Source organism: Paraburkholderia sp. BL6669N2 (genome assembly GCF_003387275.1).
Lineage (GTDB): Bacteria > Pseudomonadota > Gammaproteobacteria > Burkholderiales > Burkholderiaceae > Paraburkholderia.
This window is the reverse complement of the sequence record NZ_QUNA01000002.1, coordinates 2921917-2946510: the sequence shown is the minus strand read 5'-3', so window position 1 is coordinate 2946510 and position 24594 is coordinate 2921917. Positions and strand designations below refer to the sequence as shown.

The 24594-nt window shown below is 60.1% G+C and carries 22 protein-coding genes and 1 pseudogene; 10 read left to right on the top strand and 13 right to left on the bottom strand.

Going from position 1 to position 24594, the window contains the following annotated elements:
• Positions 1 to 228: 228 nt before the first annotated feature.
• The 3 genes from B0G80_RS35675 to B0G80_RS35665 form a co-directional block, all read right to left on the bottom strand.
• Positions 229 to 1551, bottom strand: coding sequence for a Shedu immune nuclease family protein (locus B0G80_RS35675; protein WP_181920130.1), 1323 nt, complete (start codon positions 1549 to 1551; stop codon positions 229 to 231).
• Positions 1552 to 1984: 433 nt separating this feature from the next.
• Positions 1985 to 2440: a hypothetical protein gene (locus B0G80_RS35670; RefSeq protein ID WP_116122437.1), complete on the bottom strand. Its 456-nt coding sequence runs from the start codon at positions 2438 to 2440 to the stop codon at positions 1985 to 1987.
• Positions 2441 to 2495: 55 nt separating this feature from the next.
• On the bottom strand, positions 2496 to 3413 hold the full coding sequence (locus B0G80_RS35665) for a hypothetical protein (protein WP_147309955.1): 918 nt from the start codon (positions 3411 to 3413) through the stop codon (positions 2496 to 2498).
• Between the two features lie 814 nt (positions 3414 to 4227).
• Here B0G80_RS35665 and B0G80_RS35660 point away from each other — a divergent pair.
• From B0G80_RS35660 to B0G80_RS35650, 3 genes are all read left to right on the top strand, one after another.
• Positions 4228 to 4434, top strand: coding sequence for a hypothetical protein (locus tag B0G80_RS35660; protein ID WP_181920129.1), 207 nt, complete (start codon positions 4228 to 4230; stop codon positions 4432 to 4434).
• A gap of 201 nt (positions 4435 to 4635) precedes the next feature.
• Complete coding sequence (locus tag B0G80_RS47480; protein WP_116123845.1) at positions 4636 to 4851, top strand: hypothetical protein; 216 nt, start codon at positions 4636 to 4638, stop codon at positions 4849 to 4851.
• An 894-nt stretch (positions 4852 to 5745) separates the two neighbouring features.
• Positions 5746 to 6879 (top strand): porin, encoded by a 1134-nt coding sequence (locus tag B0G80_RS35650; protein WP_116122434.1) that lies wholly within the window; start codon positions 5746 to 5748, stop codon positions 6877 to 6879.
• Between the two features lie 75 nt (positions 6880 to 6954).
• Here B0G80_RS35650 and B0G80_RS35645 read toward each other — a convergent pair.
• Both B0G80_RS35645 and B0G80_RS35640 read right to left on the bottom strand, forming a co-directional pair.
• Positions 6955 to 8321, bottom strand: a protein-coding gene (locus B0G80_RS35645) for an IS3 family transposase (RefSeq protein ID WP_116119473.1) whose coding sequence is annotated in 2 segments (ribosomal slippage) — positions 6955 to 7856 and positions 7856 to 8321 — 1368 coding nt in all. Because the reading frame shifts where the segments join, the coding sequence is not laid out codon by codon here.
• 150 nt (positions 8322 to 8471) lie between these two features.
• Positions 8472 to 9554, bottom strand: coding sequence for a porin (locus tag B0G80_RS35640; RefSeq protein WP_258879254.1), 1083 nt, complete (start codon positions 9552 to 9554; stop codon positions 8472 to 8474).
• 326 nt (positions 9555 to 9880) lie between these two features.
• Here B0G80_RS35640 and B0G80_RS48310 point away from each other — a divergent pair.
• Positions 9881 to 10099: pseudogene (locus B0G80_RS48310) on the top strand (transposase); the annotation flags it as partial.
• A gap of 20 nt (positions 10100 to 10119) precedes the next feature.
• On the opposite strand, the gene B0G80_RS35630 reads toward B0G80_RS48310, so the two are convergent.
• Positions 10120 to 11907, bottom strand: coding sequence for a methyl-accepting chemotaxis protein (locus B0G80_RS35630; RefSeq protein ID WP_258879144.1), 1788 nt, complete (start codon positions 11905 to 11907; stop codon positions 10120 to 10122).
• Between the two features lie 180 nt (positions 11908 to 12087).
• On the bottom strand, positions 12088 to 12897 hold the full coding sequence (locus tag B0G80_RS35625) for a Crp/Fnr family transcriptional regulator (RefSeq protein ID WP_258879143.1): 810 nt from the start codon (positions 12895 to 12897) through the stop codon (positions 12088 to 12090).
• A gap of 147 nt (positions 12898 to 13044) precedes the next feature.
• On the opposite strand from B0G80_RS35625, the gene B0G80_RS35620 reads away from it, so the two are divergent.
• Positions 13045 to 14676 carry an acyl-CoA synthetase gene (locus B0G80_RS35620; protein WP_116122431.1) on the top strand — a complete coding sequence of 544 codons (1632 nt, stop codon included), beginning with the start codon at positions 13045 to 13047 and terminating at the stop codon, positions 14674 to 14676.
• Between the two features lie 51 nt (positions 14677 to 14727).
• Here the strand turns inward: B0G80_RS35620 and B0G80_RS35615 are convergent, their stop codons facing one another.
• The 3 genes from B0G80_RS35615 to B0G80_RS35605 form a co-directional block, all read right to left on the bottom strand.
• On the bottom strand, positions 14728 to 14952 hold the full coding sequence (locus B0G80_RS35615) for a hypothetical protein (protein ID WP_106282676.1): 225 nt from the start codon (positions 14950 to 14952) through the stop codon (positions 14728 to 14730).
• Between the two features lie 290 nt (positions 14953 to 15242).
• Positions 15243 to 15446: a cold-shock protein gene (locus B0G80_RS35610; protein WP_106282677.1), complete on the bottom strand. Its 204-nt coding sequence runs from the start codon at positions 15444 to 15446 to the stop codon at positions 15243 to 15245.
• 297 nt (positions 15447 to 15743) lie between these two features.
• Positions 15744 to 16379, bottom strand: coding sequence for a LysE family translocator (locus B0G80_RS35605; RefSeq protein ID WP_116122430.1), 636 nt, complete (start codon positions 16377 to 16379; stop codon positions 15744 to 15746).
• 464 nt (positions 16380 to 16843) lie between these two features.
• Between B0G80_RS35605 and B0G80_RS35600 the strand changes: the two genes are divergently transcribed.
• Both B0G80_RS35600 and B0G80_RS35595 read left to right on the top strand, forming a co-directional pair.
• On the top strand, positions 16844 to 17107 hold the full coding sequence (locus tag B0G80_RS35600; protein WP_116122429.1) for an H-NS histone family protein: 264 nt from the start codon (positions 16844 to 16846) through the stop codon (positions 17105 to 17107).
• Positions 17108 to 17271: 164 nt separating this feature from the next.
• Positions 17272 to 18504 (top strand): serine hydrolase, encoded by a 1233-nt coding sequence (locus B0G80_RS35595; protein WP_116122428.1) that lies wholly within the window; start codon positions 17272 to 17274, stop codon positions 18502 to 18504.
• Positions 18505 to 18651: 147 nt separating this feature from the next.
• Here B0G80_RS35595 and pcaG read toward each other — a convergent pair whose 3' ends face one another.
• A complete protein-coding gene (gene pcaG / locus B0G80_RS35590) occupies positions 18652 to 19239 on the bottom strand; it encodes a protocatechuate 3,4-dioxygenase subunit alpha (protein ID WP_116122427.1) in 588 nt (195 codons plus the stop codon).
• Positions 19240 to 19242: 3 nt separating this feature from the next.
• A complete protein-coding gene (gene pcaH / locus B0G80_RS35585) occupies positions 19243 to 19947 on the bottom strand; it encodes a protocatechuate 3,4-dioxygenase subunit beta (RefSeq protein ID WP_116122426.1) in 705 nt (234 codons plus the stop codon).
• Positions 19948 to 20055: 108 nt separating this feature from the next.
• Between pcaH and pcaQ the strand changes: the two genes are divergently transcribed.
• Positions 20056 to 21039, top strand: a complete 984-nt coding sequence (gene pcaQ, locus B0G80_RS35580; RefSeq protein ID WP_116122425.1) for a pca operon transcription factor PcaQ — start codon at positions 20056 to 20058, stop codon at positions 21037 to 21039.
• A 250-nt stretch (positions 21040 to 21289) separates the two neighbouring features.
• Complete coding sequence (locus B0G80_RS35575; protein ID WP_106282684.1) at positions 21290 to 22423, top strand: 4-hydroxyphenylpyruvate dioxygenase family protein; 1134 nt, start codon at positions 21290 to 21292, stop codon at positions 22421 to 22423.
• Between the two features lie 19 nt (positions 22424 to 22442).
• Here the strand turns inward: B0G80_RS35575 and B0G80_RS35570 are convergent, their stop codons facing one another.
• Positions 22443 to 23375 (bottom strand): LysR substrate-binding domain-containing protein, encoded by a 933-nt coding sequence (locus B0G80_RS35570; RefSeq protein WP_181920128.1) that lies wholly within the window; start codon positions 23373 to 23375, stop codon positions 22443 to 22445.
• A gap of 167 nt (positions 23376 to 23542) precedes the next feature.
• Here B0G80_RS35570 and B0G80_RS35565 point away from each other — a divergent pair, with 167 nt between their 5' ends.
• Complete coding sequence (locus tag B0G80_RS35565) at positions 23543 to 24580, top strand: DUF1338 domain-containing protein (RefSeq protein WP_116122423.1); 1038 nt, start codon at positions 23543 to 23545, stop codon at positions 24578 to 24580.
• The last annotated feature ends 14 nt before the right edge of the window (positions 24581 to 24594 follow it).

The window sequence follows — 24594 nt, the reverse complement described above, 5'->3', positions numbered from 1 at the left end:
CACGACTTGCAGGTGATTCGGGGTGCAGGTGCGCGCATCTTGCTCGGACGGAGTAGGCGTTTGAGGTATGGTTACCAAAGAGCGGCAACTGTCGGAAGCGACAGCCGATGCGCAGCCGACTCCGACGCTCGCTTCGAGTCCGGCTCAGCTCCTGCAATCTCCACCGAATTCGAGCATGCATGGTGATAGAAGCTCGTGCAGTTCTGCTCAAGCCGGGCGTGGCGAACGTTAGGTACTTACGCTCGCACCATCGGGGCTCGAGTCTCCTAGCTGATTGCGAACGTGCCGGAGCTTCGCGAGCAATTCGTCGAACGTCACTACCTCAACATCCTTGCACGCGTTACGGAAGACGTCGAAGCTCCGCAGTTGATTTTCCTCTGTTGGAAGGCGTCCGGCTATGACGATGCATGAAACTGCATCTGGACTCGCATCGCGCAGGTGTGTTGTGCCTTGGTGAACCAACCAATTGGACCGTATGGCGCTCTGTTGAAACAGCACCTGCGTCACTGCACCGCTTAGTTCCTTTGACGGTGCGAAGACAGTCGTGTTCCTATACGGGGTTACTGAGACCAACTGCGTTGCTGGCTTCTTTATCTCGACGATCGCTAAGCCTCTTCCCGCGCGCCGAAACAGGAAGTCTCCTATTTGCGCACCGGTTCCCATAAGTGATGAGACTTGTGCATGAAACTGGGTTACTAGTAATTGTACCGGACGCGCGAACACCATCTCAAGGATGAACTGATGGGCTTCAAAAAAGGTCTGCCAGCCCGATTCGGACAAATCTTCTGCGAGTAATCGATCAAACTTGTCAATCATTTCGGAGAGAGTGACCTTTTCTATCTCGGCCCGCAGCTGCATGAGGACGGATGGAGCTTCCGCGGCGAGAGAAGGCAAACTGGCGCGTACGCGGGCGACCGCGGCCGCGTCTGCTTGCCGACGAAGCTTGGTTGCTTGACGAGAAAAAGAGGTCTTGGCGCTGGGCGGAGTGGAATCAGCCGGAAAATACCCAATGCGGCCAAAATGCTCCGGATCCAGCTTTACGAGAAGATGATTGAAGACAAAATTCGACTTCTCGCGACTAATGCCGTCGCGTTTGCGCCTGTCGATTCGGTTCATGGCTCTTCTAAGAGCGTCCATATCATCTTCAGATACGATTACTTCACCATCGGCGAGGCGCGAGTTTCCCTCGCTCACGACAATGAGCGCTTGGGTATTCACAATTCGACCTACGGTGCGAACCACATGCTCGAGTTCTTTCGCGAATCCGAACCCTTCATCTGGCCGCTTAAATACTCCCCACGGTAGTCGCGACGTAACTTCTGCGATGGCGTCGTCCGCAGTGGACGGAATGTCATGACCGTTGCCGTCTCTATACTCCACGTATTGAAAGGGATGATGCTTCGGCGTTAGATAACGCTGAGCGTGGGGATTCGAGAAGACGGGATACATCCGGAGGTAGTAGCACGTCACCGTTGCAACTAGCGGCCAAGCCTCTATTGCCATTGATGCCCACTTCGTGGGATCGACTTGAGAATGGGTGAACCCCTCCATGAACAGATGTCCTTCGGGGCCGTCTTCAGTCAACGCGGTAGAGTACGTGAATCTCGGCGCCAAAACTTGATGGGCTTCAAGTAAATCTAACTGGGGGAGCTGTGAGGTAGTTGACGGGGTCATGAATATTCAGAAAGCTCAAAAGCGTATTGCTCTCGGGAGGAGCGTTCCAGCAAGCGTTGATGCGTTTGGGCTGATTCCATCCGATGGGGTCCGCGAGCGCCGCAGCCACAAGAAGTCTTCGATATGTCATAGCTTTTCGGCATCGCAAATCGAACGCGCCGCGTGCGCCTTAAGCAATTTCCAGCGGGCGGCGCATTTCACCCGAGCGCGCATCCTGTCGATGAGACCGCCGCGCCGCAGAAAGGAATCTCTGGTCTGGCTAGCCGTATTACGTTGGATCCGCCAACGATTGACGGCCATCGAACTCGGACTACTCTCCGCGTTCCTGAATCTTCAGCACGTCGTCGAGAGCTGCCTCGGCATTGTCTTCAGGATCGTCGTACCCGTAAATTTCGTCGATCGTTAGCCGGTCGTCGTCGACATCATGACAACTGTCGCTCTCGTCGTCTTGTTCCACGTCTTCCTCGAAAGTGAATTGGGATTCGGAGGCATTCTGTGCCAACGCGATCATGGCCGTCGCGACAACTCGCGCAGATGATTCCGCCTCCATGCGTTCGGCGTAAATATCCATCTTTCCCTGCGTAGCGGCCATGTTGAGCTTGTGCCAAGTGCCGACTTCTGCTGGGGTCGCTTCTACCCCATGCTTCGCGAGGCTTCGAGCGGCCAGTTCGTTCGCTGTCTGGGTTGAGTATTCCTGCTGAAGGATTATGTACTCGGAAAATTGATGCAGGATGTTGGCGGTACCCTTCGAGGTGTCATTCGACATATCGGCTCCAATTGGTATGTAGAAGAGAAACCAGTTTTCAAAAAAACCAAAACGATTACGACGATAACAAGGCATATTGCGCAGGAAAAAAGACGCGCATCACGCACTTCAGGAAGCGCTCCCGTTGAATTCCGAAATAATCGGCAAGGGAGAATGCCGAATCTAGTGGGAGTTTAAATAGCCCGCTTTCTAACTCTGCCATCGTGGACGCATTCACTGGTGGCTCGGAACTGCAGCCATCTGCCGCGAGCTTTGCTCTAACGGCGCCCAGAAACTGTCCGAATTCCGTCGGCGTCTTGATGTTGTCAACCTCGACACCGTGGATCGATGGTTTTGTTGGGACAAATCCGCGGCGACCGGTGAGCCATTGGCGCGCAGACGCTGGGTCGAACTCGACCAGCGAGCCAACCTTCTTGAACGCAATATCGCCAGCCGCCATCGCGTTTCGAACCGTTCGAACGTCAACGCTAGCAAGGGCCACTAGGGTTTCGACCGTCACATGGCCGAGAGGGCGCTGGAGTTCGACGCGTGCTTCCGAAAGAAACACAAGTTCGTTGAACAGTTTCGCTTTGTCAGGGAAGACCGCGCTAAACAGTGCGGTAATCACCCGAGCGAACTTGTTGATTTCATACATGCTTTTCCCAGTTTCGTCGGGGATGCCTCTGACTCCGAAGTCATACACGGACTTGATGCATCTCCACGCGTCCAGTTCTGGTAGCTGCTTTTTGATTCGTTGGTGCACTTCCGTGTCGATCCCCGCGCCGAGATACGCCGGACGAAGCTGTGGAATGGCAAAGCGAAAGAGGCGATGGTCTAGCCCGGTCTCACCGAAGATGGCGTCCAACGATTTGAGTAAGTGGACGAGTAGATCTATGAACAGCGATTGCAACTGTTCTTCCTCCACTGACCGCGGCGTCATCTCCCAGCGTCGCCAAGCATGCGGCTCAGGGTTCATATTAGTGATGTTTTCCAAGTAATCATCATGGCACGAGTATGGCCGCAGCCACGGCCGTCGTCAAGTTGTTTGTGATAATTTCTATGAAATCGTCATAATGACGGCTGGTATGTTCAAGTCGCTGCCCTCGCTAAGGGCGCGGGGTTTTCTGCTGCGCCTTACGCATCCAGCGTTGCTCCGGTCGCGGTGGCGGCACGAGTTCTCCGGAATGCCGCAGCGCGACCCCGAAAAAGGGCGCGCGCTGGAAGGAGATGTTCGAAAAGACACCTTATGCTTCATTTCTGGTCGATCGGCCAGATTATGCTTTTCGAGCGAGTCACCGCGGGCGCTGGAATCGCCTTCGGCGGACAACATATTCTTTAATCTGCGGACGCCTTTCAGCTAACGGCACAATGTCGGAACCCTTTTTTGTTTGTATAGGGCGAAGGCGGTAGTGTGCGCGGCAATATGTCACTTCCGTTCCGCTATTAAATCGCGCCTTGGATTTCCATTCAGTTGGATAAAAGGTGTCGTCGCCATAAGGTGGCGGCATTCAGAAGCGCTTGAGATTGATCGATGCGGAACCCACGCGCGCGCGTTAAACAACACGTTTCGCGCTGCGGAAATCTCGTTATTCCTTTTGCGCTCGTTGGTGCAATCTCCGTCAGATTTAATCTTTCACTTCCGGGATTCGTCTCGTCATTCGCGGTTTTCCGTTGGCGCTCTGGCGCGCAGACTCCGTCGCGATAGCAGCGCTAATCGGAAATCCAATCGGCCCGAAGTCCGCCCCGTGAGAGTGGCACGTCGTTTGCATAAGCACGGCTTCCACACCATATCAATAACGAGAATGACCATGCGACGCGACCACACCGCTGCTGAGTTTGCCCAGATTCGACCCTTGTTGCCCACGCCGCTGGAAAGCGATCGCGGAAGCGTGCCTCGGCGGCAGACCAGCGCGTTGTCGCGTGTCACTTTCTGTTTTGCGTGGCTGTTCGGGCTGGAGCCGTTCCTGACCGGCTCGGCTGGCGAAACGACGCGCTCGCGGCTTGATCGGCAATAGTTGGTGACACGGCGCGGCGCGCGCAGTCGCGCGGTTGGGCGTTGAAAGTTTCGCCGCGCGTTGAGGCACTTTCTACAGCCGGACATCAACCGATCGAAACCGTCCCGCGAAGTCGCGGCAGATTGACCGCAGCGCTGGAACCTCGGGAATACACGTTGCACGCTAATCGTTGGAGACATTCCCATGCTCAGGACGCTCAACATACAAACCGACCCCACTATTGACCCCGTCGCCGATCCTGCGAATCAACCGCTGGACGAACCCGATGAGCAGCCGCGGCCATTGCCCGGTGTGCCACCCGAAATCGATCCGCTCGCACCGGGCGCTTCGCCCGAGGACGAGGAGGCGCTCCGGCGGGCGGTCGCGAGACGACCCATGAGGCCGTGGTTGCGAGGAACCAGGGGAAACTCCGCGTAAAAAAATGGCACGCTCGTGCCGTTTAATGAAGGCGGAAGGCTGTTCGATGTTTGCCATCCGCTTTCAGCACGGGTTTCTGTCACGCGGCGGTCGGCGCCGCATTTCACCTCCGGGCAACGCCCGTGCTGAAGGCTTCCCCTTCTCCTACAAGGTGTCTAGGCTTTGTAAAACGGGCGTCGCTCACACTAAATGACGCTGGCGGGTGTTATGCGCACTTGCCGAGCCGTACGCTGTGACCCATTGCTCGCTACATCCATACATGCGGCAGCACAGCCGCCGCGCCCGGAGCTGCAACGCTGTCGAACCGCTCCCCCTGCACAGCGCCGGAATAACAGCACGCCATCAAAATCAATTACCCCTCGCAAAAGAAACCATGGTCAAAACCAGTTAATGCCAGCTAACTCGATTAAGCGGTAATCGACGACAGTATTAATTCAATTAAGTTCCCGGTTTTCCAAAATAAATTTACTGTGCCCGCGTGCATGCGGCTAATTGCCTCCTTTTCGAGCAATCAGACATCTCTCATTTCCTAATTGCTCCGACCCGATTACGTCACGATTATTAAAACGCTGTTGCTTGCATACAACTGACAATATTGAGAAGTTGCAAATTACTTATCGCCATAGCAGGTGCGACATCAAGCTAATTTTGCCGTAAACGTTGGGAAAACAAAGACTTAGTGCACGAGGCAGTTGCATTGTTGCTGATTACGAAAAATCCTGTTGCGTGAATTGCAGGCCGCGCTACTAGGGCGTCCCCCTACACTCACGCTTCGTTTCAAGGGTGCCCGGCGATCCGAAACGGGTCGGTCAAAGGGCGGCAACAGGTGCGATGCACATGCTGCCGAGGCAGGTCCCGCTCCCCGCGTAAATTTATCGAACAGGAGTCCCACGCATGAAAAAGAGTCTCATCGTCGTTGCGGTTGCCGCATCGTTCGCATCCGTCGCTCACGCACAAAGCAGCGTGACTCTGTATGGTCTGCTGGACGCGGGCCTGACGTACACCAGCAACGTCAACCACAACGCAAAGTGGGCAGCCGGTAGCGGCGGCATCAACCAAAGCATGTTCGGTCTGCGCGGTTCGGAAGATCTGGGCGGCGGTCTGAAAGCAATCTTCACGTTGGAAAGCGGCTTCAACATCAACAACGGCAAGTTCGCTAACAACAACGGCATGTTCAACCGTCAAGCGTTCGTCGGTCTGTCGAGCGCGCAATTCGGTACGGTCACGCTGGGTCGTCAATATGACGCAGCTCAAGACTACCTGGCACCGCTGACCGCAACGGGCAGCTGGGGCGGTACGTACTTCGCGCACCCGTTCAACAACGACAACCTGAACACGAACGGCGGCTACGCAGTCAACAACTCGATCAAGTACTCGAGCGCTAACTACGCTGGCTTCTCGTTCGGCGGCACGTACGGCTTCTCGAACCAGGCTGGCGCATTCGCAAACAACCGCGAATACAGCGTGGGTGCTGCATACCAGTGGCAAGGTCTGCACCTGGGCGCTGCTTACGCACAGCAAAACAACCCGGGCGCAGGTAACACGGGCGCTTCGGACGGTTCGTACGTCAACACGCTGGCAGGCAACGTCGGCAACTTCCGTCAACGTGAATTCGGCGTTGCTGGTTCGTACGCATTCGGCCCGGCAACCGTCGGTCTGGCATGGACGCAATCGCGTTCGGACAACTTCGTGGGCGGTCAGCAATCGCTGCGCGCTAACAACTACGAAGTCAACGGCAAGTACAACCTGACCCCGGCTCTGGGCCTGGGTGTTGCTTACACGTTCACGGACGGCAAGGGCTACGGCGTTGGCGCGAACGGTGGTTCGGAATCGGTGCGCTACCACCAGATCGGCGTGCAGGCTGACTACTCGCTGTCGCGTCGTACGGACGTCTACGCTCAAGCCGTGTACCAGCACGCAATGGGCGACGGCGGTGTCGCTTCGATTTACAGCGGCGACAACACGCAACTGCCGTCGTCGTCGAAGAACCAGACGGCTGCTACGGTCGGTCTGCGTCACCGCTTCTAAGCTTCGGCAGAAGCTGGTTGTTGTACAAAAAGGTGCCGTTCGTGAACTGACCCCGCAAAGTTGGACAGTTTGCGGCTAGGTTGCGGAGGCCTGAGTCCTGTACATCACAGGACTCAGGCCGTTTAACTTCAGCCTGATGCGTTTGTGGTTGTAGTAATGAATGTACTGTTTGATGCCGGCCTTCAGTGCGTCGACGCTCTCAAATCTGTTCAGCCGGAAGAACTCCGACTTGAGAGTGCCAAAGAAGCTTTCCATTGCCGCATTGTCATAACAGTTTGCCCGCCGTGACATGCTCTGGGTCAGGCCGCGTTGATGCAACAACCTTCGATAGGCAGACATCTGATACTGCCAGCCCTGATCTGAATGGAGTAGCGGTGCGTCCTGCCTGCCCAGCTTTGCCAGCGCCTTTTTGAGCATGCTGCTCACCAGTTCAAAGACTGGACGCTCGCTCATCTGGTAAGCGACGATCTCGCCGTTATACAGATCCATGACCGGCGACAGATACAACTTCTGTCCCAGCACGTTGAACTCCGTCACATCCGTGACCCACTTCTGGTTCGGCTGTTGCGCGCTGAACTCGCGGTTCAGCAGGTTCGGTGCAATACGCCCGACTTCGCCGCGCCAGGAGCGGTATTTCTTCGCCCGCACCAGCGATTTCAGTTTCAGCTGTCCCATCAGACGTTGCACGGTCTTGTGGTTCACGCGCTGACCGGTTTGCCGGATCGATGCCGTGATGCGTCGGTAGCCATAGCGACCCTTATGACTTTCATACACGGCCTTGATCCGGGTCTTGAGATCTGCGTGCCGGTCGCCAGCAGTCAGCACGTTCAATTGGTAGTAGAACGTGCTGCGCGCCAGACCCGCGGCCTTGAGCAGGGCGGCCACCGGGTGGTGCTGCCGAAGTGCCTGCACTATTTGCGTTTTTTCTTTTGCGCGGCCTGCTTCTTCGCCTGAAGCAGGGCATCGAGCTTTTTTAGGTACGCCACCTCCGCGCGCAGGTATTCGTTTTCCTTGAGCAACTGCTCGCGCGTGCGCTCATCCGGCGCACCATCTTCGGTCGGCTTGTCGTGATCGGGTTGGGTCATTACCTTGGGGCGTCGCCCTCGGGGGCGGGGTGCCAATGCGTCAATACCGCCAATATGATACTGGCGTTCCCACCTCGCTATGCAAGCCGGACTGCGAATGTCGAACACCGCTGCCACCTGCTCATGTGACAAATCCTTCTTCCACATGTGAGCAAGAACCGACATCCTGAACCGCGCATCGTAATGACTGAACTTCTTGCGCAATCCCTCACGTCCGTGTTGCTCATAGGCCGCTATCCAGCGACGCAACACAGAACGACCCACTCCATATCGTTGTGCCAGCACCCCGGTCCCAGCAACCCCGGCCAGGTACTGCTTCACCATTTTTACTTTTAGCTGCTCACTGTGCTTCGTCATGAAAAACACCCCAAAGGTTGGATCGATGTCCAACTTTTGGGGTGCAGTTCACGCGGCACCTTTTTTTATGCGCGCGCGATTCGATGGTCGGCACCCGGCGAGAATGCCGGATGCCGCGCGCCGTGCTGGGCACACGCGGCCCTGTCTCTTTTAGAAAATCGTGCGCAGACCGAGTGCAACGCCGGTCTGGTTGTTCTTGCCCGGCAATTCGACCGAAGCCGCGCCCGATACCTTGTCGAAATCGACCGTTCCGTACACCTCGGTGCGCTTGGACAAGGCGTACTCAGCCAACGCCACCAGCGTATAGCGATTGCCGCTGCCCAGTTGTCCGTTGCCGATCGCCGCGTTGGACATGTGGTCGTAGTACGCCGCGCCCGTCAACGTGAGCGCGGGTGTTGCCTGCCACGTGACGCCGGCGAATGGACCGTTGTCGACGCGGCCCGAGCCCTTCAGGATATCGACGCCCGGCGCGAGCGTCTGCTGTGCCAGCGCGGTGTCGACGAAACCCGTGTCGTCTTTCGAGTGCAGATAGCCGACGTACACCTTCGTCGTGCTGAACGCATACACCGCGTTCGCATTGAAGATGGTCTGCTTGTGATTGCTGTTGTCGCTGTTCTGCTGCACACCGCCGGCGACGCTCAACGGGCCGGCCGCATACGACAACGTGAAGCCGTACATCGTGCCCGCGCCGAGATGGCCCGGCACCTGGCCGGAGAAACCGCCCGCGCCGCTCGATTCCGAGTTGGTGCCGAACGAGTACATCGCGGCCATGGTCAGGCCTTTGTACCTGCCGGTGTATTTGACTGCGTTGTCCGCGTAGAGGCCCGCGCCGAGCGCTCCCGGCAACCATGAGTTCTCGAAGTAGTTGCCGACCGTGAGCGGGTCGTAGGTGTCGCCGAGCAGGTCGAACAACGGTGTCTTCTGACGCCCCAGCGTTAGCGTCCCGTATTGGCTGCTCAGGCCCACGTACGCATTGCGATTGAAGAGCCGCTGGCTGTCGGAGGCGGAACCGTCCTGCAGATTGATGCCGCTTTCCAGATCGAAGACCGCCTTCATGCCGCCGCCCAGATCCTCCGAGCCGCGCAGACCCCAGCGGCTATTGGTGATCGCGCCGTTCGTCATGAACAGACGGCCGTCGTTTTTGGCGTTGGAGTTGGTCAGATAGCGCACGCTCACATCGGCGACGCCGTACAACGTAATCGAGCTCTGTGCCAAGGCGTGCTCGGAGGTCATCGCAAGGGCGGTGCCACTCACGACGGCTGCGGTTTTCAGGAGCTTAATTTGTCTCATTGAAATATCTGCTATGCGGTTATGGATTATTCATTCGAGTCCGCCGCGCGCGCTGGCCGTGCGCCGGCGCGCCGATGATAGACCCGCACCCTCGTCGCGCCAAAAGTCCTCGGCGCAATAACTTATTGCAGTTTCTAACCATGGTCCCGCGCTGGCTGACAAGAGTTAACCTTCGCGCGAGCGTGCTTCGGTTAGTCTGAAATCCATTGATTGATAGACGCTATTTCACGGCGACGCCAGCCTATGCAGCGGCCGCGCGCTTTTACCGCATGAATAATTCCACTCGCGAGCCGCAGCCTCATTTGCCGACCACTTACGATCTCACTGACGAGCAATGGCATCGCATAGTCCCGCTGCTACCTGAGATGAAGGCTCCAGGACCTCGCCGTGGGCGTCCCAGCATCGATATCCGCTGGGTGGTGAATAGCATGCTCTGGGTGCTGCACGCGCGCGCGCCATGGAGCGCGATGCCGGAGCGCTACGCGCCGTATCAAACGGCGCATCGCTACTACCTGCGCTGGAAGAAGTCGGGCGTGCTGGCCGACATCGTGTTCACGCTGTTCGAGACCGATGCGATCCTCGAGCGGCCTGTCACGCGAAGGAGCGGCATGCGCGTGCGGGGTAAATCGCAGTTTCGCAACGACAAATAAAAAAGGCTGTCACCGGATTCCGGCGACAGCCTTATCTGACCGTTAATCGCTGATCGTTCAGGTGGACCCTGGCCCGTATGACCCGACCACGCAGTTTGCTCGACCTTGAACACGGCGACGGCATGTCGCAGGTGTTCGGTCTGCTCGTCGAGCGAACCGGCCGCGGCGGCCGCCTGCTCGACGAGTGCGGCATTGCGCTGCGTCACATCGTCCATCTGACGGATTGCGAGATTGACTTCGCCGATACCTGAACTCTGCTCCTTCGAAGCCGCCGAGATTTCATTCATGATGGCCGTCACGCGGCGCACCGCCTCGACCACCTCGCCGATCGTGCTGCCCGCCCTGCCGGCGAGCGTCGAGCCTTCGCCGACTTGCGCGACCGATTGATCGATCAACACCTTGATCTCCTTGGCCGCCGTCGCGCTGCGTTGCGCGAGATTGCGCACCTCGCCCGCGACCACCGCGAAGCCGCGGCCTTCTTCGCCGGCGCGCGCGGCTTCCACCGCGGCGTTCAGCGCCAGAATGTTGGTCTGGAACGCAATGCCTTCGATCACGCTGATGATCTCGCCGATCTTGCGCGAACTATCGGTGATGCCCGCCATTTTCTTGACCACGTCGTTGACCACCTGACCGCCGCGCGCGGCGATGCTCGACGCGTCGCTGGCCAGTTCGGACGCGGTGGCCGCATTGTCGGCGTTCTGCGTGACGGTCTTGGTGAGTTCGTCCATGCTGGCGGCGGTCTGCTGCAACGACGCGGCCTGTTCCTCGGTGCGGCTCGACAGATCCAGATTGCCCGCGGCGATTTCCTTCGATGCCACGGTGATCGTCTCCGCCGAGTTCTTGATCCGCGCGACGGTGGACGCAAGCTGATTGCGCATCTCACGCAACGAGAACAGCAGGCTCAACGTGTCGTCGCGGCGCAGGTCGATGCGAGTGGCCAGGTCGCCGCGCGCGATCTGCATCGCGATCGAGGCCGCGGCGGAAGGCTCGCCGCCAATCGAGCGCGACACGCTGCGCACCACGCGCGACGCCACGAACGACACGATCACGCCGAGTACCGCCAGCATGCCGGCCGAGCGTGCGAGCGTCGTGTAGAACTGCGCCTGAATGTCGTCCATGTAAGCGCCCGCGATAAAGTCCCAGCCCCACGGGCCGAAGCGCTTCACGTACCCGATCTTCTCGCTCGGCGTCGTTTCGCCGGGTTTCGGCCACCAGTAGCGCAGGTAGCCGGCGCCGGCCGCCGAGCCGCCGGCCTGTGCGATGTCGTGATACAGCGCGTTGCCTTTGGCGTCGCGGAAGCCGCCCATATCCTTGCCGTTCAGCTTCGGGCTCATCGGATGGTCGATCATGACCGAGTCGCTACGCACGATCGTCACGTAGCCGGAGGCGCCGTAACGTTGCGCATTGACGCGGGCAATCGCTTGTTGCTTCGCGTCGTCGACGGAGAGCTTGCCGGCGTCGGCTTGCTTCGCATAGTCCGCGACGATCGATACCGCCATGTCGGTCACGTCGGCCAGATCGGCGCGCCGTGCGTCCATTTGACCGTTACGTGCTTCGTACGCGTTCACAACGGTCACGATCAGGAGCGCGGCCCAGCACAGCAGCAACGGCACCCACAACTTCTGTTTCAGTGTCAGACGGTTCATTATCGGATTCGACAATACGTTGAGCTTGGAATAGGGACGCGCTGCAATCTGCGCTGCATAGCTCGCATAACGGCGCGTGCGGCGCTTTCTTTATCCGGGTGCTCAAAATACAGTCGAACGGGCGCGCGCAGGCGACCGCCGAAACATGCGGAGCTGAAGGGGCTGCCAAGGCGTTGGGTGCTAGAGCTGTTCCCGGCCGAACGCACCCAGGCGTTCGAGGTCGAGCACGTCGATCTGGTTATACGCGAGGCGTAAAATCTGCAGCCGCTCGAGGTTTTGCAGCGCCTGATTGATCCGCTGACGGGAAACGCCCGCCAACAGGCCGACTTCTTCCTGCGAAATGGCAAGCGTGCGGCCGGTGTCGGGGTAGAGATCCGGGTTGAACAGTTGCGCGAGCGACTGCGCGACGCGCGCATCGACATCGAGTAACCGGCTATTCTGGATCGACGCGATGAATTCGCCCATGCGGTTATTCAGTTGGCGAATCACGAACGCATTGAACGGCAAGCTGGATCCCAGTAGCGTGTGAAACGTCTCCGATGGCACGAACATGACCAGTGAAGGCTGAATCGCCGCCACGTCGTACTTGCGCAACTCACGCTTGATCACGCTGCCTTCGCCGAACCAGCCGCCGGGCGGCACGCCGGAAAGCGTGCAACTGCGTCCCGAAGGGCTATAGATTGCAAGTTTGATGAGGCCGGAATGCACGCCGATCCAGTAGTCCGACGGTTCCTGGCGGCGCGCGATCCATGCGCCGCCTTCCAGATGCTCCGCGTGCGCGCTGGCGAGCACCATGGACTGATGCTCCGCGGCGAGCGCCCGGAACCACGCGCAAGTAGCGAACAGGCCCGGCAGATCGGCGCGCGCGACCCGTTCCGGCCTACGTGGGCGGGCATCGGCGGGGGCGGTGAGCGGAGCGTCGTTCATGGCGGCTGGCGGGTTTTCGGACGGAGGTGAGTGCGGAAGCGCCAGGGCGCGCCACTCTGTCATTTGAATGACAGACAGTTCACCATAACCATTGTTAGCCTAGTTCATCAATCAGAATAATCGACGGCGCGCTCAGCGCCTTAGCAACCATGTTGCATGGGACCAGAGTAAGCGCTAAAGCGCTAACTCTGGTCGACAGGAGACGATGCGATGAAACACATGTTCGAAGCAGGCCTCGAGCGCCGTGAAGCCAACTATGTCCCGCTAACGCCGGTCGATTTCATCGTGCGCGCGGCGGAAGTCTACGGTGAGCGGCCGGCGGTCGTCCATGGGGAGATTCGCCGCAACTGGCGCGAGACCTACGAGCGCGCCCGGCGTCTGGCCAGCGCGCTGCAGCGGGCCGGCATCCAGCGTGGCGACACGGTCGCGGCCCTGCTGCCCAATATTCCTCAGATGATAGAAGCGCACTTCGGCGTGCCCATGGCCGGCGCCGTGCTCAATACGCTGAATACGCGGCTCGACGTATCGTCGCTGTTGTTCATGCTGCGCCACGGCGAGGCGAAGGCGTTGATCGTCGATACCGAGTATGGCGAGTTCGCGCATCGCGCCGCGCTGGAATTCCCGAACTTGCGCGTGATCAGCGTGGCGGACGCGATGCCGGCCGACCCGGCTCAATTCATCCGCGCCACGGATTACGAGGCGTTCCTGCAATCCGGCGACCCCGAATTCGCGTGGACCCTGCCGGCCGACGAATGGGACGCCATCGCGCTGAACTACACCTCCGGCACGACCGGCGATCCGAAGGGCGTGGTCTATCACCATCGTGGCGCCTATCTGAACGCGCTGAGCAATATCCTCGAATGGGATATGCCCAAGCACGCCGTCTACCTGTGGACCTTGCCGCTATTCCACTGCAACGGCTGGTGTTTTCCGTGGACGGTGGCCGCGCGCGCCGGCGTCAATGTCTGTCTGCGCAAATTCGATGCGAAGACGGTGTTCGATCTGATTCGCCGCGAACGCATCACGCACTACTGCGGCGCGCCGATCGTGCAGAGCGCGCTCGCGAATGCGCCGGCCGAATGGCGCGAGGGCATCGAGCATCGCGTGTCGACGATGGTGGCGGGCGCCGCGCCCGCGCCCGCGGTGATCGCGAAGATGAAGGAGATCGGCTTCGATCTCACGCATGTGTACGGACTCACCGAAACCTACGGGCCGGCCGCGGTCTGCGCGAAACAGGAGGAGTGGGAGGCGCTCGACGACAGCGAGCGCGCCGAACTGAACGCGCGGCAAGGCGTGCGCTATCACTTGCAGGCCGCGGTGACCGTGCTCGACCCGGACACGCTGACACCCGTGCCCGACGATGGCGAGACGATCGGCGAGATCATGTTCCGCGGCAACATTTGCATGAAGGGCTATCTGAAGAACGAGCGCGCGACGGAAGCCACCTTCCAGGGCGGCTGGTTCCATACCGGCGATCTCGGCGTGCGAATGCCCGACGGCTATATTCGCATTCGCGATCGCAGCAAGGACATCATCATTTCCGGCGGCGAGAACATTTCGAGCATCGAGGTTGAAGATACGCTGTACCGTCACCCCGCGGTCTCTGTAGCGGCCGTGGTGGCGATGGCTGATCCGAAGTGGGGCGAGGTGCCGTGTGCCTTCGTCGAACTCAAGGAGGGGGCTGAGGTGAGCGCAGAAGAGATCATTGCGCACTGCCGGCTCTTTCTTGCGGGATACAAGTTGCCGAAAGCGGTGCGCTTCGGCGAATTGCCGAAGACATCGACGGGAAAAATTCAGAAGTTCGAATTGCGCGCGCGGATCAAGGCCGAAGAAAAGCCGTGAAGCTCGCGCGCGTGATGATGTGGCGTGGCGAATGCCACGCCGGTCGCGGGCTTAGCCGCGCGTGTCGACCCAATGACGTGCCCAACGTGCCGAGTGCTGCAAGGCCTGTTCTTCGTTCGTGAAGTAATCGAGCGAATAGAACTGGTAGCGCCCTTCGGTGCGCGCGCTGTCAGCGCGTTCGAGCAACAGATTGGATGAAAAAGTGCCATCGGGCAAACGGTGCGCCGAGGGTTTGACGGCATAGCCGTTGTAGTGCTGAATATGTTTGTTTTGCATTTTATATTTTAATGATGTTCGAGTGCGCGCCTGCCTTGCAGACCGTTGTACGAGTCGCGCGGACGAGCTGATTCAAGCCATTGCGAGCCGAATCCTGATGCAGTCGGAAAGCGGAAAATGGGCGTTGAAGCCGGAGGGGAGAATGAGGTGCAACGAGGCGTTTGGCGCTCAGGCAAGCTGCTTGGAATGACATGCAGCTCAAAGCGATACGCGCCAACTGTGGGAGACAAAGCTCCGCGAGGATGTCGCTGCAGCCCGATGTCCGTTGCCGGACACCGAGCCCTTCAAACTTACAGCGGCTTGATGTTAGCCGCTTGCAGACCCTTCGGGCCTTGCTTCGTTTCGAAGCTCACTTTCTGATTCTCAGCCAGCGTCTTGAAGCCGTCGCCGGTGATTTCGGAGAAGTGCGCGAACAGGTCGTCGCCGCCCTTGTCCGGAGTGATGAAGCCAAAGCCTTTGCTGTCGTTGAACCACTTAACGGTACCGGTATCCATGAAGAATCCTTGAGGTAAAAAATAGAAAGATGTGCTCTGTGCGAGAGCGTGTGAAGCGTCAAGGAGGGAGAGGACAACGAATACCGCTGAGGGAGCGAGACATTGATGAACAGCAATCGAACTTCTTGAACTTCGGGTGCCACATTAACCGCCGGGGTGTATCAGCGTCAACACTTATCTTGTAACTGTTTTGTCGGGCGCGGGGCGCGGCGCGTGTTGAGCGCTTGCCCATAAGGCCTTGGCTCCCCGGCTTGCCGTGCTGCGGAGCACGACAAACCGTTCGAGCATTACGCGTTTTCAGATGCCCACTTTGTGTGCCGTCAGGATCAGGCGCAATCCCAGCGCGGCGACTGCGCTCGCCGCGACGCGATCGACCCAGGCTTTCCATTGCAGGTAGATTTCGCGCGGCCGCTTGCTCGAAAAACACAGTGCGACGACAGTGTACCAGCCGGCTTCGATAGCGAAGATCGCGGGCGGCAACGCAAAGTAGCACCACAACGGCGGATGTTGCGGCAGCAGCGCTGCGAAAATACTGCCGTAGTAGACGGCTGTCTTCGGATTGCTGAGTTGGGTGCTCAAGCCGATCCAGAACGATTTGCGAGCATTGCCCGGGACCGCTTGCGCGGCATCGAAGGCAAGCGGCTTGGCGGCGCCGCGCCAGATTTTCGACGCGAGGTAGATCAGATACAGCCCGCCCGCCACTTTCAAGCCGACGTAGAGCCATTCGACACTCGCCAGCAAGGTATAGAGACCGAGTAACGCAATGCCGCTAAAGAACACGCCGCCCACACCCATGCCGAGTGCGGTAGCGAGACCGTCGCCGCGCGACAGCCCGATCGCATTGCGAGCGACAATGACGAAGCTCGGTCCCGGACTCATGGCGCCTAACAGCAGTGCGGCGAGGATGGTGATGATGGCGGTTGAAGCGGTCATGATCGAATGTCTCCTATGCGCTAGCGTGCTAGTCAGTGAACATAACATGAGAGAAGCGGCTCTGCTTTTTTGCCCTTGCTGTGCATGCATTTCCTGTCAATGAGTATTACCGCTTCTGCTTGCGGTCCGGATAACCCGAGCGTATTGAAAGCCGTGCATCGCGGACTAACAATTCGTTGCTGCAAGCAAAAGAAATTGGATGCTAGAATCGCTTTCCATACGCTGAAGCAGCCCCGAACCACGGGGCGAGACACGAGCGCAATTCGATCCGGTTGCCGACGAATTCCCCATAATCCAGGATTTAATGGGCATGATTTCCAGGTGCGAGTTTTCCCGCATCGGGAGAGGCATCGCGAGTTCGATTCGCACTCGAGCCATCTGAATCACGCATAGGCTTCGCGTTGTTTTAGCGAAGCCTTTTGTTTTTCTAACGCGAGCATTATTAGCCGCGACACTGGTACGTTATGAAAGAGCTTGCGGAACAACGGCAGCTCGACTTCGACGGGAATGCACGTGAGCGCCTGGTCGCATGGATTCGCCGGCGCATGGACGAATACGGCATTACCATAGAAGCGCTCGCCGAAGCGATCGAAACCGATGCGGCCGCAACCCGGGCCGTCATGTATCGCGACGCATACGGCAATACCTGGGACGGTCACGGGGAGAAACCGGACTGGCTCGCGCGTGCAATTTACGCTGGACAGAACATCGATCATTTCCGTTGCTAAGGGTGGCTAAGGGTGGCGTCTTCTGCTTGCGTACAGTTGTCGCATAGCAAGTTGGCGCGGTCCTTTGCCGTTGATCGCATGTACGATCTGCCTTAAGATCGGCGGGTCGTTGCCGATTCCGTGCCCATTCATGCGGGCGCATGCGGCACAGAACTGGAAGCTGCATGCCGTACGGTCGTCGAACTCCTTCATCTGAATTTCCGGCTTTTCGTTTCCCTGTCTGGCTCCGTTGTTTCGCGGTATTCGGCCTGTTGTGGCTGAATATCGGCGGGTCGTTTGGCGCGGAGCACGCGGCGGCACGCCAGCCGTCCGCGCGCGCGAATCGGCATGTCGAGCCATCCACGAAACACACGTCGAAAGCGAAAGCCAAACACTCGAACAAAGCGAGGCAGCCGGCCGCCGGCAAGACTCGGCGTCGTGTCGCGCACAAGACCAAGCACGTGACGAGCCCCAAGCGGACGATGCACGTCGGCAAAGTCACACCCAAACATCGCCGGCAAGCGGCGCGCAATGCGCGGGATCCACGCGCCGTGAGACGCCCCGCGGTCCTGGCGGCAAAGGGCGATACGCAACACGCGTCAGCCTCGCGTGCGTCGATGCCGCATAAGGGCCCTCGTCTGTTGGCGCGCTGCGGCTACACCCCCAAATCGCGCGCGCTGCTTCGCGGCAGATCCGTCTACGTCGTCGACGAACGAACACAAACCGTTCTTACCGAAAAGCAGGCTGACCGGGTCATGCCAATCGCTTCGGTATCCAAACTGATGACCGCGGTCGTGTCGCTCGACGCAAAGCATGCGTTGAACGCGCCGCTCAACGTTACCGTTCAGGACCAGGATTTCGACAAGTTCACCGGCTCGCGTTTGAATGTCGGTTCGACGTTGTCGCGCCATGACATGCTGCATATCGCCCTGATGTCGTCGGAGAACCGCGCTGCGGCCGCGCTTAGCCGCGATTACACGGGCGGCCGCCCGGGCTTCGTCGCCGCGATGAATGCGAAGGCGCGCTCGCTCGGCATGCGGCATACGGCGTTCGTGAATGGCACCGGCTTGTCGCCGCAGAACGTTTCGACCGCGCGGGATTTGTCGTTGCTGGTTGCCGCAGCCAGCCGTTATCCGTTGATTCGCGCTTATTCCACCGATCGCGATCAGGTGGTTTTACCCGGCGGCGGACGGGCGAGCCTGAGTTATCACAACTCGAATGCGCTGGTGCGAGGCGGCGACCGGTCGATCGTGCTGCAGAAAACCGGTTTCATCAACGAGGCCGGACACTGCGTCGTGGTGCGAATGAAGGTGCGCGGCAGGCCGGTGGACATCGTCGTGCTGGGTGCGCCGGGCGCGCACGATCACATCGCCGACGTGGTGAGAATCAGCCGCTGGCTGCGCTGCTCGTTACAGTGAGCGCCATTCATCAGACGAGAAAGTAAAGAAAGACCAAAAAAAAGCCCGCGCAAGCGGGCTCAACTACTCGGAGTTTCGCGATCCAGTCGCTAGAAGGATCGTGATCAGTGTATGTGAAAGCTATATGAAAGTGTAGAAAAACCGCGATCAAAGATCGAAAAATACGGTTTCCTTAGCGCCTTGCATGTGGATATCGAAACGGTAAACGTTCGCCACATTCGGCTCGCGGCGCGCGATCAGCGTGTCGCGCCGGTCCGCTGGAACCGCTGCCAGCACGGGGTCTTTCTCGTTTGCCGCCGCTTCGTCCTCGAAATAGATGCGGGTGAACGTGTGCAACAGCATGCCGCGCATGGTCAGGATCACGTTCAGATGCGGCGCTTCATCCGGACTGGCGCGGCCCGGTTTCACCGTTTCCACGACGAAGCGATTGTGCGGACCCGTTCCGGTGCCCACGCGGGCGAAACCGCGAAAGCCGGTCTTCAGGATTTCCTCACGCGACTCCGGGAAGTGCCCGTTCGCGTCCACCTGGGAGGCTTCGAGCATGGCGTCGCCAATGATCTTGCCGTCGCCATCGAACACCTGGCCGACGATCGTGATGTGTTCGCCGGCCGCTTCGCGATCAGCCAGAACCGGCGTGAACAGGCTCTTGAAGTCGAAATCGTATTGCTGCGGACATAGACCGTACGCGAAGTAAGGCCCAACCGTTTGCGAAGGCGTTTGCTTGAGGGTGGTCATGGCTTAGCGCTCCATCGGAGTTTCGTTACGGCCGCGCAGCACGATGTCGAAGTCGTAGCCGAGCGCATAGGCCTCTTGCGTGGTGTCGAGCGAGAAATCCGCGATCAGGCGGTCACGGGCGTGCTCCGGCGTGCCTTGGAAGATCGGATCGAACGCCAGCAGCGGATCGCCGGGAAAGTACATCTGCGTGACGAGGCGCGAGCCGAAATGGTCGCCGAAGAGCGAGAAGTGGATATGGTTCGGACGCCACGCGTTCGGATGGTTGCCCCACGGATACGCGCCCGGCTTGATCGTCAGGAAACGGTAGCGGCCTTCTTTGTCCGTGATGCAGCGGCCCGCGCCCAGAAAATTCGGGTCGAGCGGCGCGTCGTGCTGATCGGCCTTGTGGACATAGCGGCCGGCGGCGTTGGCTTGCCAGATTTCGACCAGCGTATTGCGCACCGGGCGGTTGCCTTCGTCGAGCACACGGCCCGTCACGATGATGCGTTCGCCGAGCGGTTCGCCGTTGCGCATGGCATTACGTGTCAGGTCGTGATCGAGCGCGCCGAGGTCGTCGCTGCCGTAGACCGGCACGCGCTGGTCGCGCAGCTTTTCCTTCAGCGGAATCAGCGGACGCGTCGGGCCGCGTTTGACCGACGAACCATAGTCGGGGTAGACGTAAGCGGGATGCGACGTGAAGTCACGCGCGCTGAGAAAGGAATCGTCCATCAGTGTCTCCTTCGAGGAATTGTGAGATACGGCGTTATGGAAAGACTTTATCTAACCTAAGAGGTTATGCAAAATGACGTTTTCGCTCGTTTCGTATAACCTGTCGTTATGCAACGCAGTCTCGCGGACAGCCGCGTCAAATTCCGTCACCTCCAATGCTTTCTGGCCGTTGCGCAGTTCGGCAGCGTCCAGCGGGCGGCCGACAGCCTCTCGATCACCCAGCCCGCGGTCTCCAAGACCGTCGCCGAACTCGAGGCGATTCTCGGCGTGAAGCTGTTCGAGCGCGGCCGCCACGGTGCGCTGCCGACCCGCGAGGGGCAGCTTTTCATGCCGCACGCGAGCGCCTGCGTTAGCGCGCTGCGCCAAGGTGTGGATTTGCTGGCGCGCGCGGAAGGCGCGGCCGCGGCCACGCTGGAAATCGGCATTCTGCCGACCGTCGCGGCGGCATTGATGCCGCCGGTGCTGAAGCAGTTCGCCACGCTGTGGCCGCGCGTGATTGTGCGCCTCGCGACCGGCGCCAACCCCGAATTGCTCGAGCGCCTGAAAGCGGGCACGATCGAATTTGCGATCGGGCGGCTGGCCGATCCCGAGCGGATGGTCGGGCTCAGTTTCGAGCAATTGTTCAGCGAGCCGTTGATCGCGGTGGTCCGCGCCGGGCATCCGTTGGCGGCGGGCACGGGGTTGCCGGCCACGTCGCTCGAGGACTTTCCGGTTGTGTTGCCGCCGTTCGGCACATTGATCCGGCAATCGGCGGACAGTCTGTTGAGCGCATGGGGCGTGCCGCCGTTGTCGGCGTTCATCGAGGTGTTGTCGGTTTCGACGGGCCGCGCGTTGACGCTGGAGAACGGCGCGGTGTGGTTCGTTCCACTGAGCGCGGTCGAATACGAACTGGCGCATGGCATGCTGGTACGTTTGCCATTGCCCTTCGCCGGCACCGGCGAGCCGGTCGGATTGATCCGGCGCTCGGACACGCAGCCGTCGCCGGTAGGGCGGGCGTTTATCGAGGCGGTGCGTGAGGTCGCGCAACAGCGCATGGCGTCGAGCGCGGACAAGGCAACAGGAAAGAGGGCGCAGAAGCGGAGCCGCAAATAGGGCGCTTCGCACTCGATCGTGAAGGTCGGGTAGCGCGACGCGTGCGGCGGCGCCATTGTGTGAACCATCCGGTACAAAATGAAGGTTGCGAACGCCCCGCTACCCGGTGTACAAACACGGTGCAAAAGCCGTCGCGGGCCACGATGCCGCGGCACACCACGCTTGCAGTGTCTCACTGCGGAAGTGGCGGCGGCTGCACCGACACCAGAAACAGTGCGAACCGCGTCGAAAGACTGTAAAGGAGATTGCCATGCCCAGCGACTTGCCCACTCCAGACGCCGCGCTGCGCGCCGTCGCGGCGCCTGAGCATAATCCGCTCGGCACTGCCGGCCTCGAATTCGTGGAATTCGCCGCGCGCGATCCGCAGGCGCTCGGTGAAACCTTCACCAAGCTCGGCTTCAAAGCGATTGCGCGGCATATCAGCAAAGACGTCACGCTCTATCGTCAGGGCGAGATGCAGTTTCTGATCAACGCCGAGCCGGACTCGTTCGCCGCGCGCTATGCCGAGGAGTACGGCGCGGGCATCTGTGCGATCGGCATTCGCGTGGCGGACGCGCAGCGCGCCTTCGACCGCGCGATCGAACTCGGCGCATGGGCGTTCGAAGGCGAGAAGATCGGCACGGGCGAGTTGCTGATTCCGGCCATTCAGGGCATCGGCGACTCGCATATCTATTTCGTCGACCGTTGGCGCGGGCGCGGCGGCCAGCGTGGCGGACTCGGCGACATTTCGATCTTCGACATCGACTTTCGGCCCATCGAAATCGACACGGCGCATGCCGACTTGAGTCATGCGGGCCACGGCCTCGTCGCCGTGGATCACCTGACGCAAACGGTCGGTGAAGGCCGGATGCAGGAGTGGCTCGACTTCTATCGCGACCTGCTCAACTTCCGCGAGATTCACGAGTTGCACGCTAATTGGCATGTATCGGCGGAATCGCGCGTGATGGTGTCGCCGTGCGGTGCGATTCGCGTGCCCTTGTACGAGGAAGGCACGAGCCGGACCAACCTGATGCACGAGTATTTGCCGGACCATCCGGGCGAAGGCGTGCAGCATATCGCCCTCGCCACCGACGATATTTTCGCCTGCGTCGAGCAGTTGCTTGCGAACGGTGTCGAATTCGTCGAGCCGCCGCCGCGGTACTACGATCAGCTCGACGCGCGTCTGCCGGGTCATGGGCTCGATGTCGCGCGGCTCAAGCGCACCCACGTGCTGGTGGACGGCGAAATCGGCGCGGACGGCGTGCCGCTGCTGTTTTTCCAGACTTTCGTGCGGCGCCGCGCCGGCGAAATATTCTTCGAGATCGTGCAGCGTCAAGGTCATCACGGCTTCGGCGAGGGCAATCTGAGCGCACTGGCCAAAGCGCGGGAACAAGCTGGTGCTTAAGGCTTGGAGTAACGCGGGCTCAAGCGGAATCGGGAGGCCCGCCCACCAGGGGATTCACCGCGCTGTAGGCCGCGGCCTCATGCAACAGCCACTCGCGAAAACTCGCCAGCGGCTTGCCGTGACTCAACTCGGTCGGATAGACGAGGTAGTACGCCGAGTCGGCGAGGGCGGGCGCATCGAGCGGCATCATGAGCCCGAGCTGATCGAGTTGCGTATCGATGAAAAAGCGCGGCACGAGCGCAATCCCGAGACCGGCCGCGGCCGCGCTGATCAGCATAGTGTGGAGTTCGTAGCGCACGCCCTGCATGGCCCGGTTGTCATCGACGCCCACGCTCGCGAACCATGACGCCCAGCCGTCCGGCCGGGTGGTGGAATGCAGCAGCGGATAGTCCAACAGCTCAGCGGCGCTTTGAACGGGCCGCTTCAGCAGATTCGCCGCGCACACCGGCACGACTTCTTCGCTGAACAGGAAATCCGCCGACGTGCCCGGCCACGTGGGCTTGCCGTAGTGAATCGCAGCCTCGAAATGGGTCTCGGCGAACGGGAACGTGCCGGTTCGAACGCCCATGTTCACGCGCACGTCCGGATACTGCGCGTTGAATGCCGCGAGCCGCGGAATCAACCATTGCGATGCGAAAGTCGGCAGAACCGCCAGTTCCAGATAACCGCCGCCGCTGCCGTGCGCGATGATGGATAGCGTGTCGCGATCGAGTTGCTCCAGCGAGCGCCGCACCTGCGCGCTATACACCTTGCCCGCCTTCGTCAGCACGACGCGCTGTTTGACGCGTACGAACAGCCGCACGCCAAGATTGCTCTCCAGCGTGTTGATCTGTCGCGACACCGCGCTCTCGGTGAGAAAGAGTTCGCGCGCCGCGTGCGTGAAGCTCTCATGCCGCGCGGCGGCTTCGAAGGCGAGCAGCGCGCCCATGTTGGGGATCTTGAACTTTCGCACCTTGATTCCAAAAACGCATCAAGTGGCGATTTTATCTCGCTTTACGGCGAGCCCGGCGATTTGAATAATCACGTCTTCGATCGTGCCGTCCGGCGCCTTGCGTCCGGCTCGGCAGGTCGGATCGAACATGCGAATCAGCGCTCATCAAAGCAACGTAGAGAACCGCTATGCGAAACACCAGGAATGCGAATGTCGAACAACTGCTGCTGAAATTGCTCGGCGCCGAAAAAACCGCACGGCTCTTCGCCACGCTGAATCATCCGCGCATTCTGGATGAATGGGAGGACGGCATCGTCACGCGCGCCGAGCTCGCGCAGGCGATGAACATGGCGCTGTTCGAGGATCTGCTGGCGCGCTCGGCGAACGGCCGCCAGTACACCGAGGAGACGATCGCGGCGGGCGGCAGCGTGTACTTCGATCATGGCGCGTTGCGCACGGTGCGCTGGCCGCACAGCGGCGCGCTGCCGACGGGCGAAGCCGCGTTCGCGCGCATTCTTCGTCCGCTCGGCTTCAGCATCAACGGCCGCTATCCACTCGACCGACTCGGCATGACCGGCCGCGCGTGGGCGCATGACGACGCGCCCGATGAAATCGCGCAGTTCTTCGTCAGCGAATTGCATCCCGAGCGGTTCTCGGCGGAGTTTCAGCGGGCCGTGACCAACGTGATCGGCGCGTCGCGCGATCCGTTGACGCCGCGCGCCGTCGGCCAGTTGTGGGAGCTCGAGCGCGACGGCGTGCTGCCGGTCGACGCCGCGCACGAATTGCTGCCGGTGATCGTCGGCGCGTTTGCGCGCCAGCACGACACGCCACGCGAAGCCGATTACGAAGTATTGTTGAACGAATCGGCGGAGATGGCGTGGATCGCCACGGAAGGCAACGCGTTCAACCATGCCACGGACCGCGTCGCGGATGTCTTTCAATTGTCCGACGACGAGAAGGCCAAGGGTCGTCCGATGAAACCGGAAGTGGAGCGCTCGCGTTCGGGACGCGTGTTTCAGACGGCGTATCGTGCCGACCTCGTGCAGCGCGAGTTTCGCGCGGCTGACGGCAGCGTCGTGACGCGCGAAGTGCCGGGCTCGTTCTACGAGTTCATCACGCGCAAGCGGACTTTCGATCAGGACGCGCGTCGTTGGGAAACGGACCTGCGTTTCGACGCGGGCAACGCACAGGGCATCTTCAAGATGACCGCGAGCCAGGCTGCCTGAGCGCGAAGCGGCGG

Bases quoted from the DNA above. Each gene is read 5' to 3' on its own strand.
- B0G80_RS35675 (WP_181920130.1), bottom strand. From the start codon at position 1,551: ATGGAGGGGTTCACCCATTCTCAAGTCGATCCCACGAAGTGGGCATCA.
- B0G80_RS35625 (WP_258879143.1), bottom strand. From the start codon at position 12,897: ATGACAGAGTGGCGCGCCCTGGCGCTTCCGCACTCACCTCCGTCCGAA.
- pcaG (WP_116122427.1), bottom strand. From the start codon at position 19,239: ATGACCACCCTCAAGCAAACGCCTTCGCAAACGGTTGGGCCTTACTTC.
- B0G80_RS35650 (WP_116122434.1), top strand. From the start codon at position 5,746: ATGAAAAAGAGTCTCATCGTCGTTGCGGTTGCCGCATCGTTCGCATCC.
- B0G80_RS35620 (WP_116122431.1), top strand. From the start codon at position 13,045: ATGAAACACATGTTCGAAGCAGGCCTCGAGCGCCGTGAAGCCAACTAT.
- B0G80_RS35600 (WP_116122429.1), top strand. From the start codon at position 16,844: ATGAAAGAGCTTGCGGAACAACGGCAGCTCGACTTCGACGGGAATGCA.
- B0G80_RS35670 (WP_116122437.1), bottom strand. From the start codon at position 2,440: ATGTCGAATGACACCTCGAAGGGTACCGCCAACATCCTGCATCAATTT.
- pcaH (WP_116122426.1), bottom strand. From the start codon at position 19,947: ATGGACGATTCCTTTCTCAGCGCGCGTGACTTCACGTCGCATCCCGCT.
- B0G80_RS35660 (WP_181920129.1), top strand. From the start codon at position 4,228: ATGCGACGCGACCACACCGCTGCTGAGTTTGCCCAGATTCGACCCTTG.
- B0G80_RS35630 (WP_258879144.1), bottom strand. From the start codon at position 11,907: ATGAACCGTCTGACACTGAAACAGAAGTTGTGGGTGCCGTTGCTGCTG.
- B0G80_RS35575 (WP_106282684.1), top strand. From the start codon at position 21,290: ATGCCCAGCGACTTGCCCACTCCAGACGCCGCGCTGCGCGCCGTCGCG.
- B0G80_RS35610 (WP_106282677.1), bottom strand. From the start codon at position 15,446: ATGGATACCGGTACCGTTAAGTGGTTCAACGACAGCAAAGGCTTTGGC.
- B0G80_RS35595 (WP_116122428.1), top strand. From the start codon at position 17,272: ATGCCGTACGGTCGTCGAACTCCTTCATCTGAATTTCCGGCTTTTCGT.
- B0G80_RS35565 (WP_116122423.1), top strand. From the start codon at position 23,543: ATGCGAAACACCAGGAATGCGAATGTCGAACAACTGCTGCTGAAATTG.
- B0G80_RS35605 (WP_116122430.1), bottom strand. From the start codon at position 16,379: ATGACCGCTTCAACCGCCATCATCACCATCCTCGCCGCACTGCTGTTA.
- pcaQ (WP_116122425.1), top strand. From the start codon at position 20,056: ATGCAACGCAGTCTCGCGGACAGCCGCGTCAAATTCCGTCACCTCCAA.
- B0G80_RS35640 (WP_258879254.1), bottom strand. From the start codon at position 9,554: ATGACCTCCGAGCACGCCTTGGCACAGAGCTCGATTACGTTGTACGGC.
- B0G80_RS35615 (WP_106282676.1), bottom strand. From the start codon at position 14,952: ATGCAAAACAAACATATTCAGCACTACAACGGCTATGCCGTCAAACCC.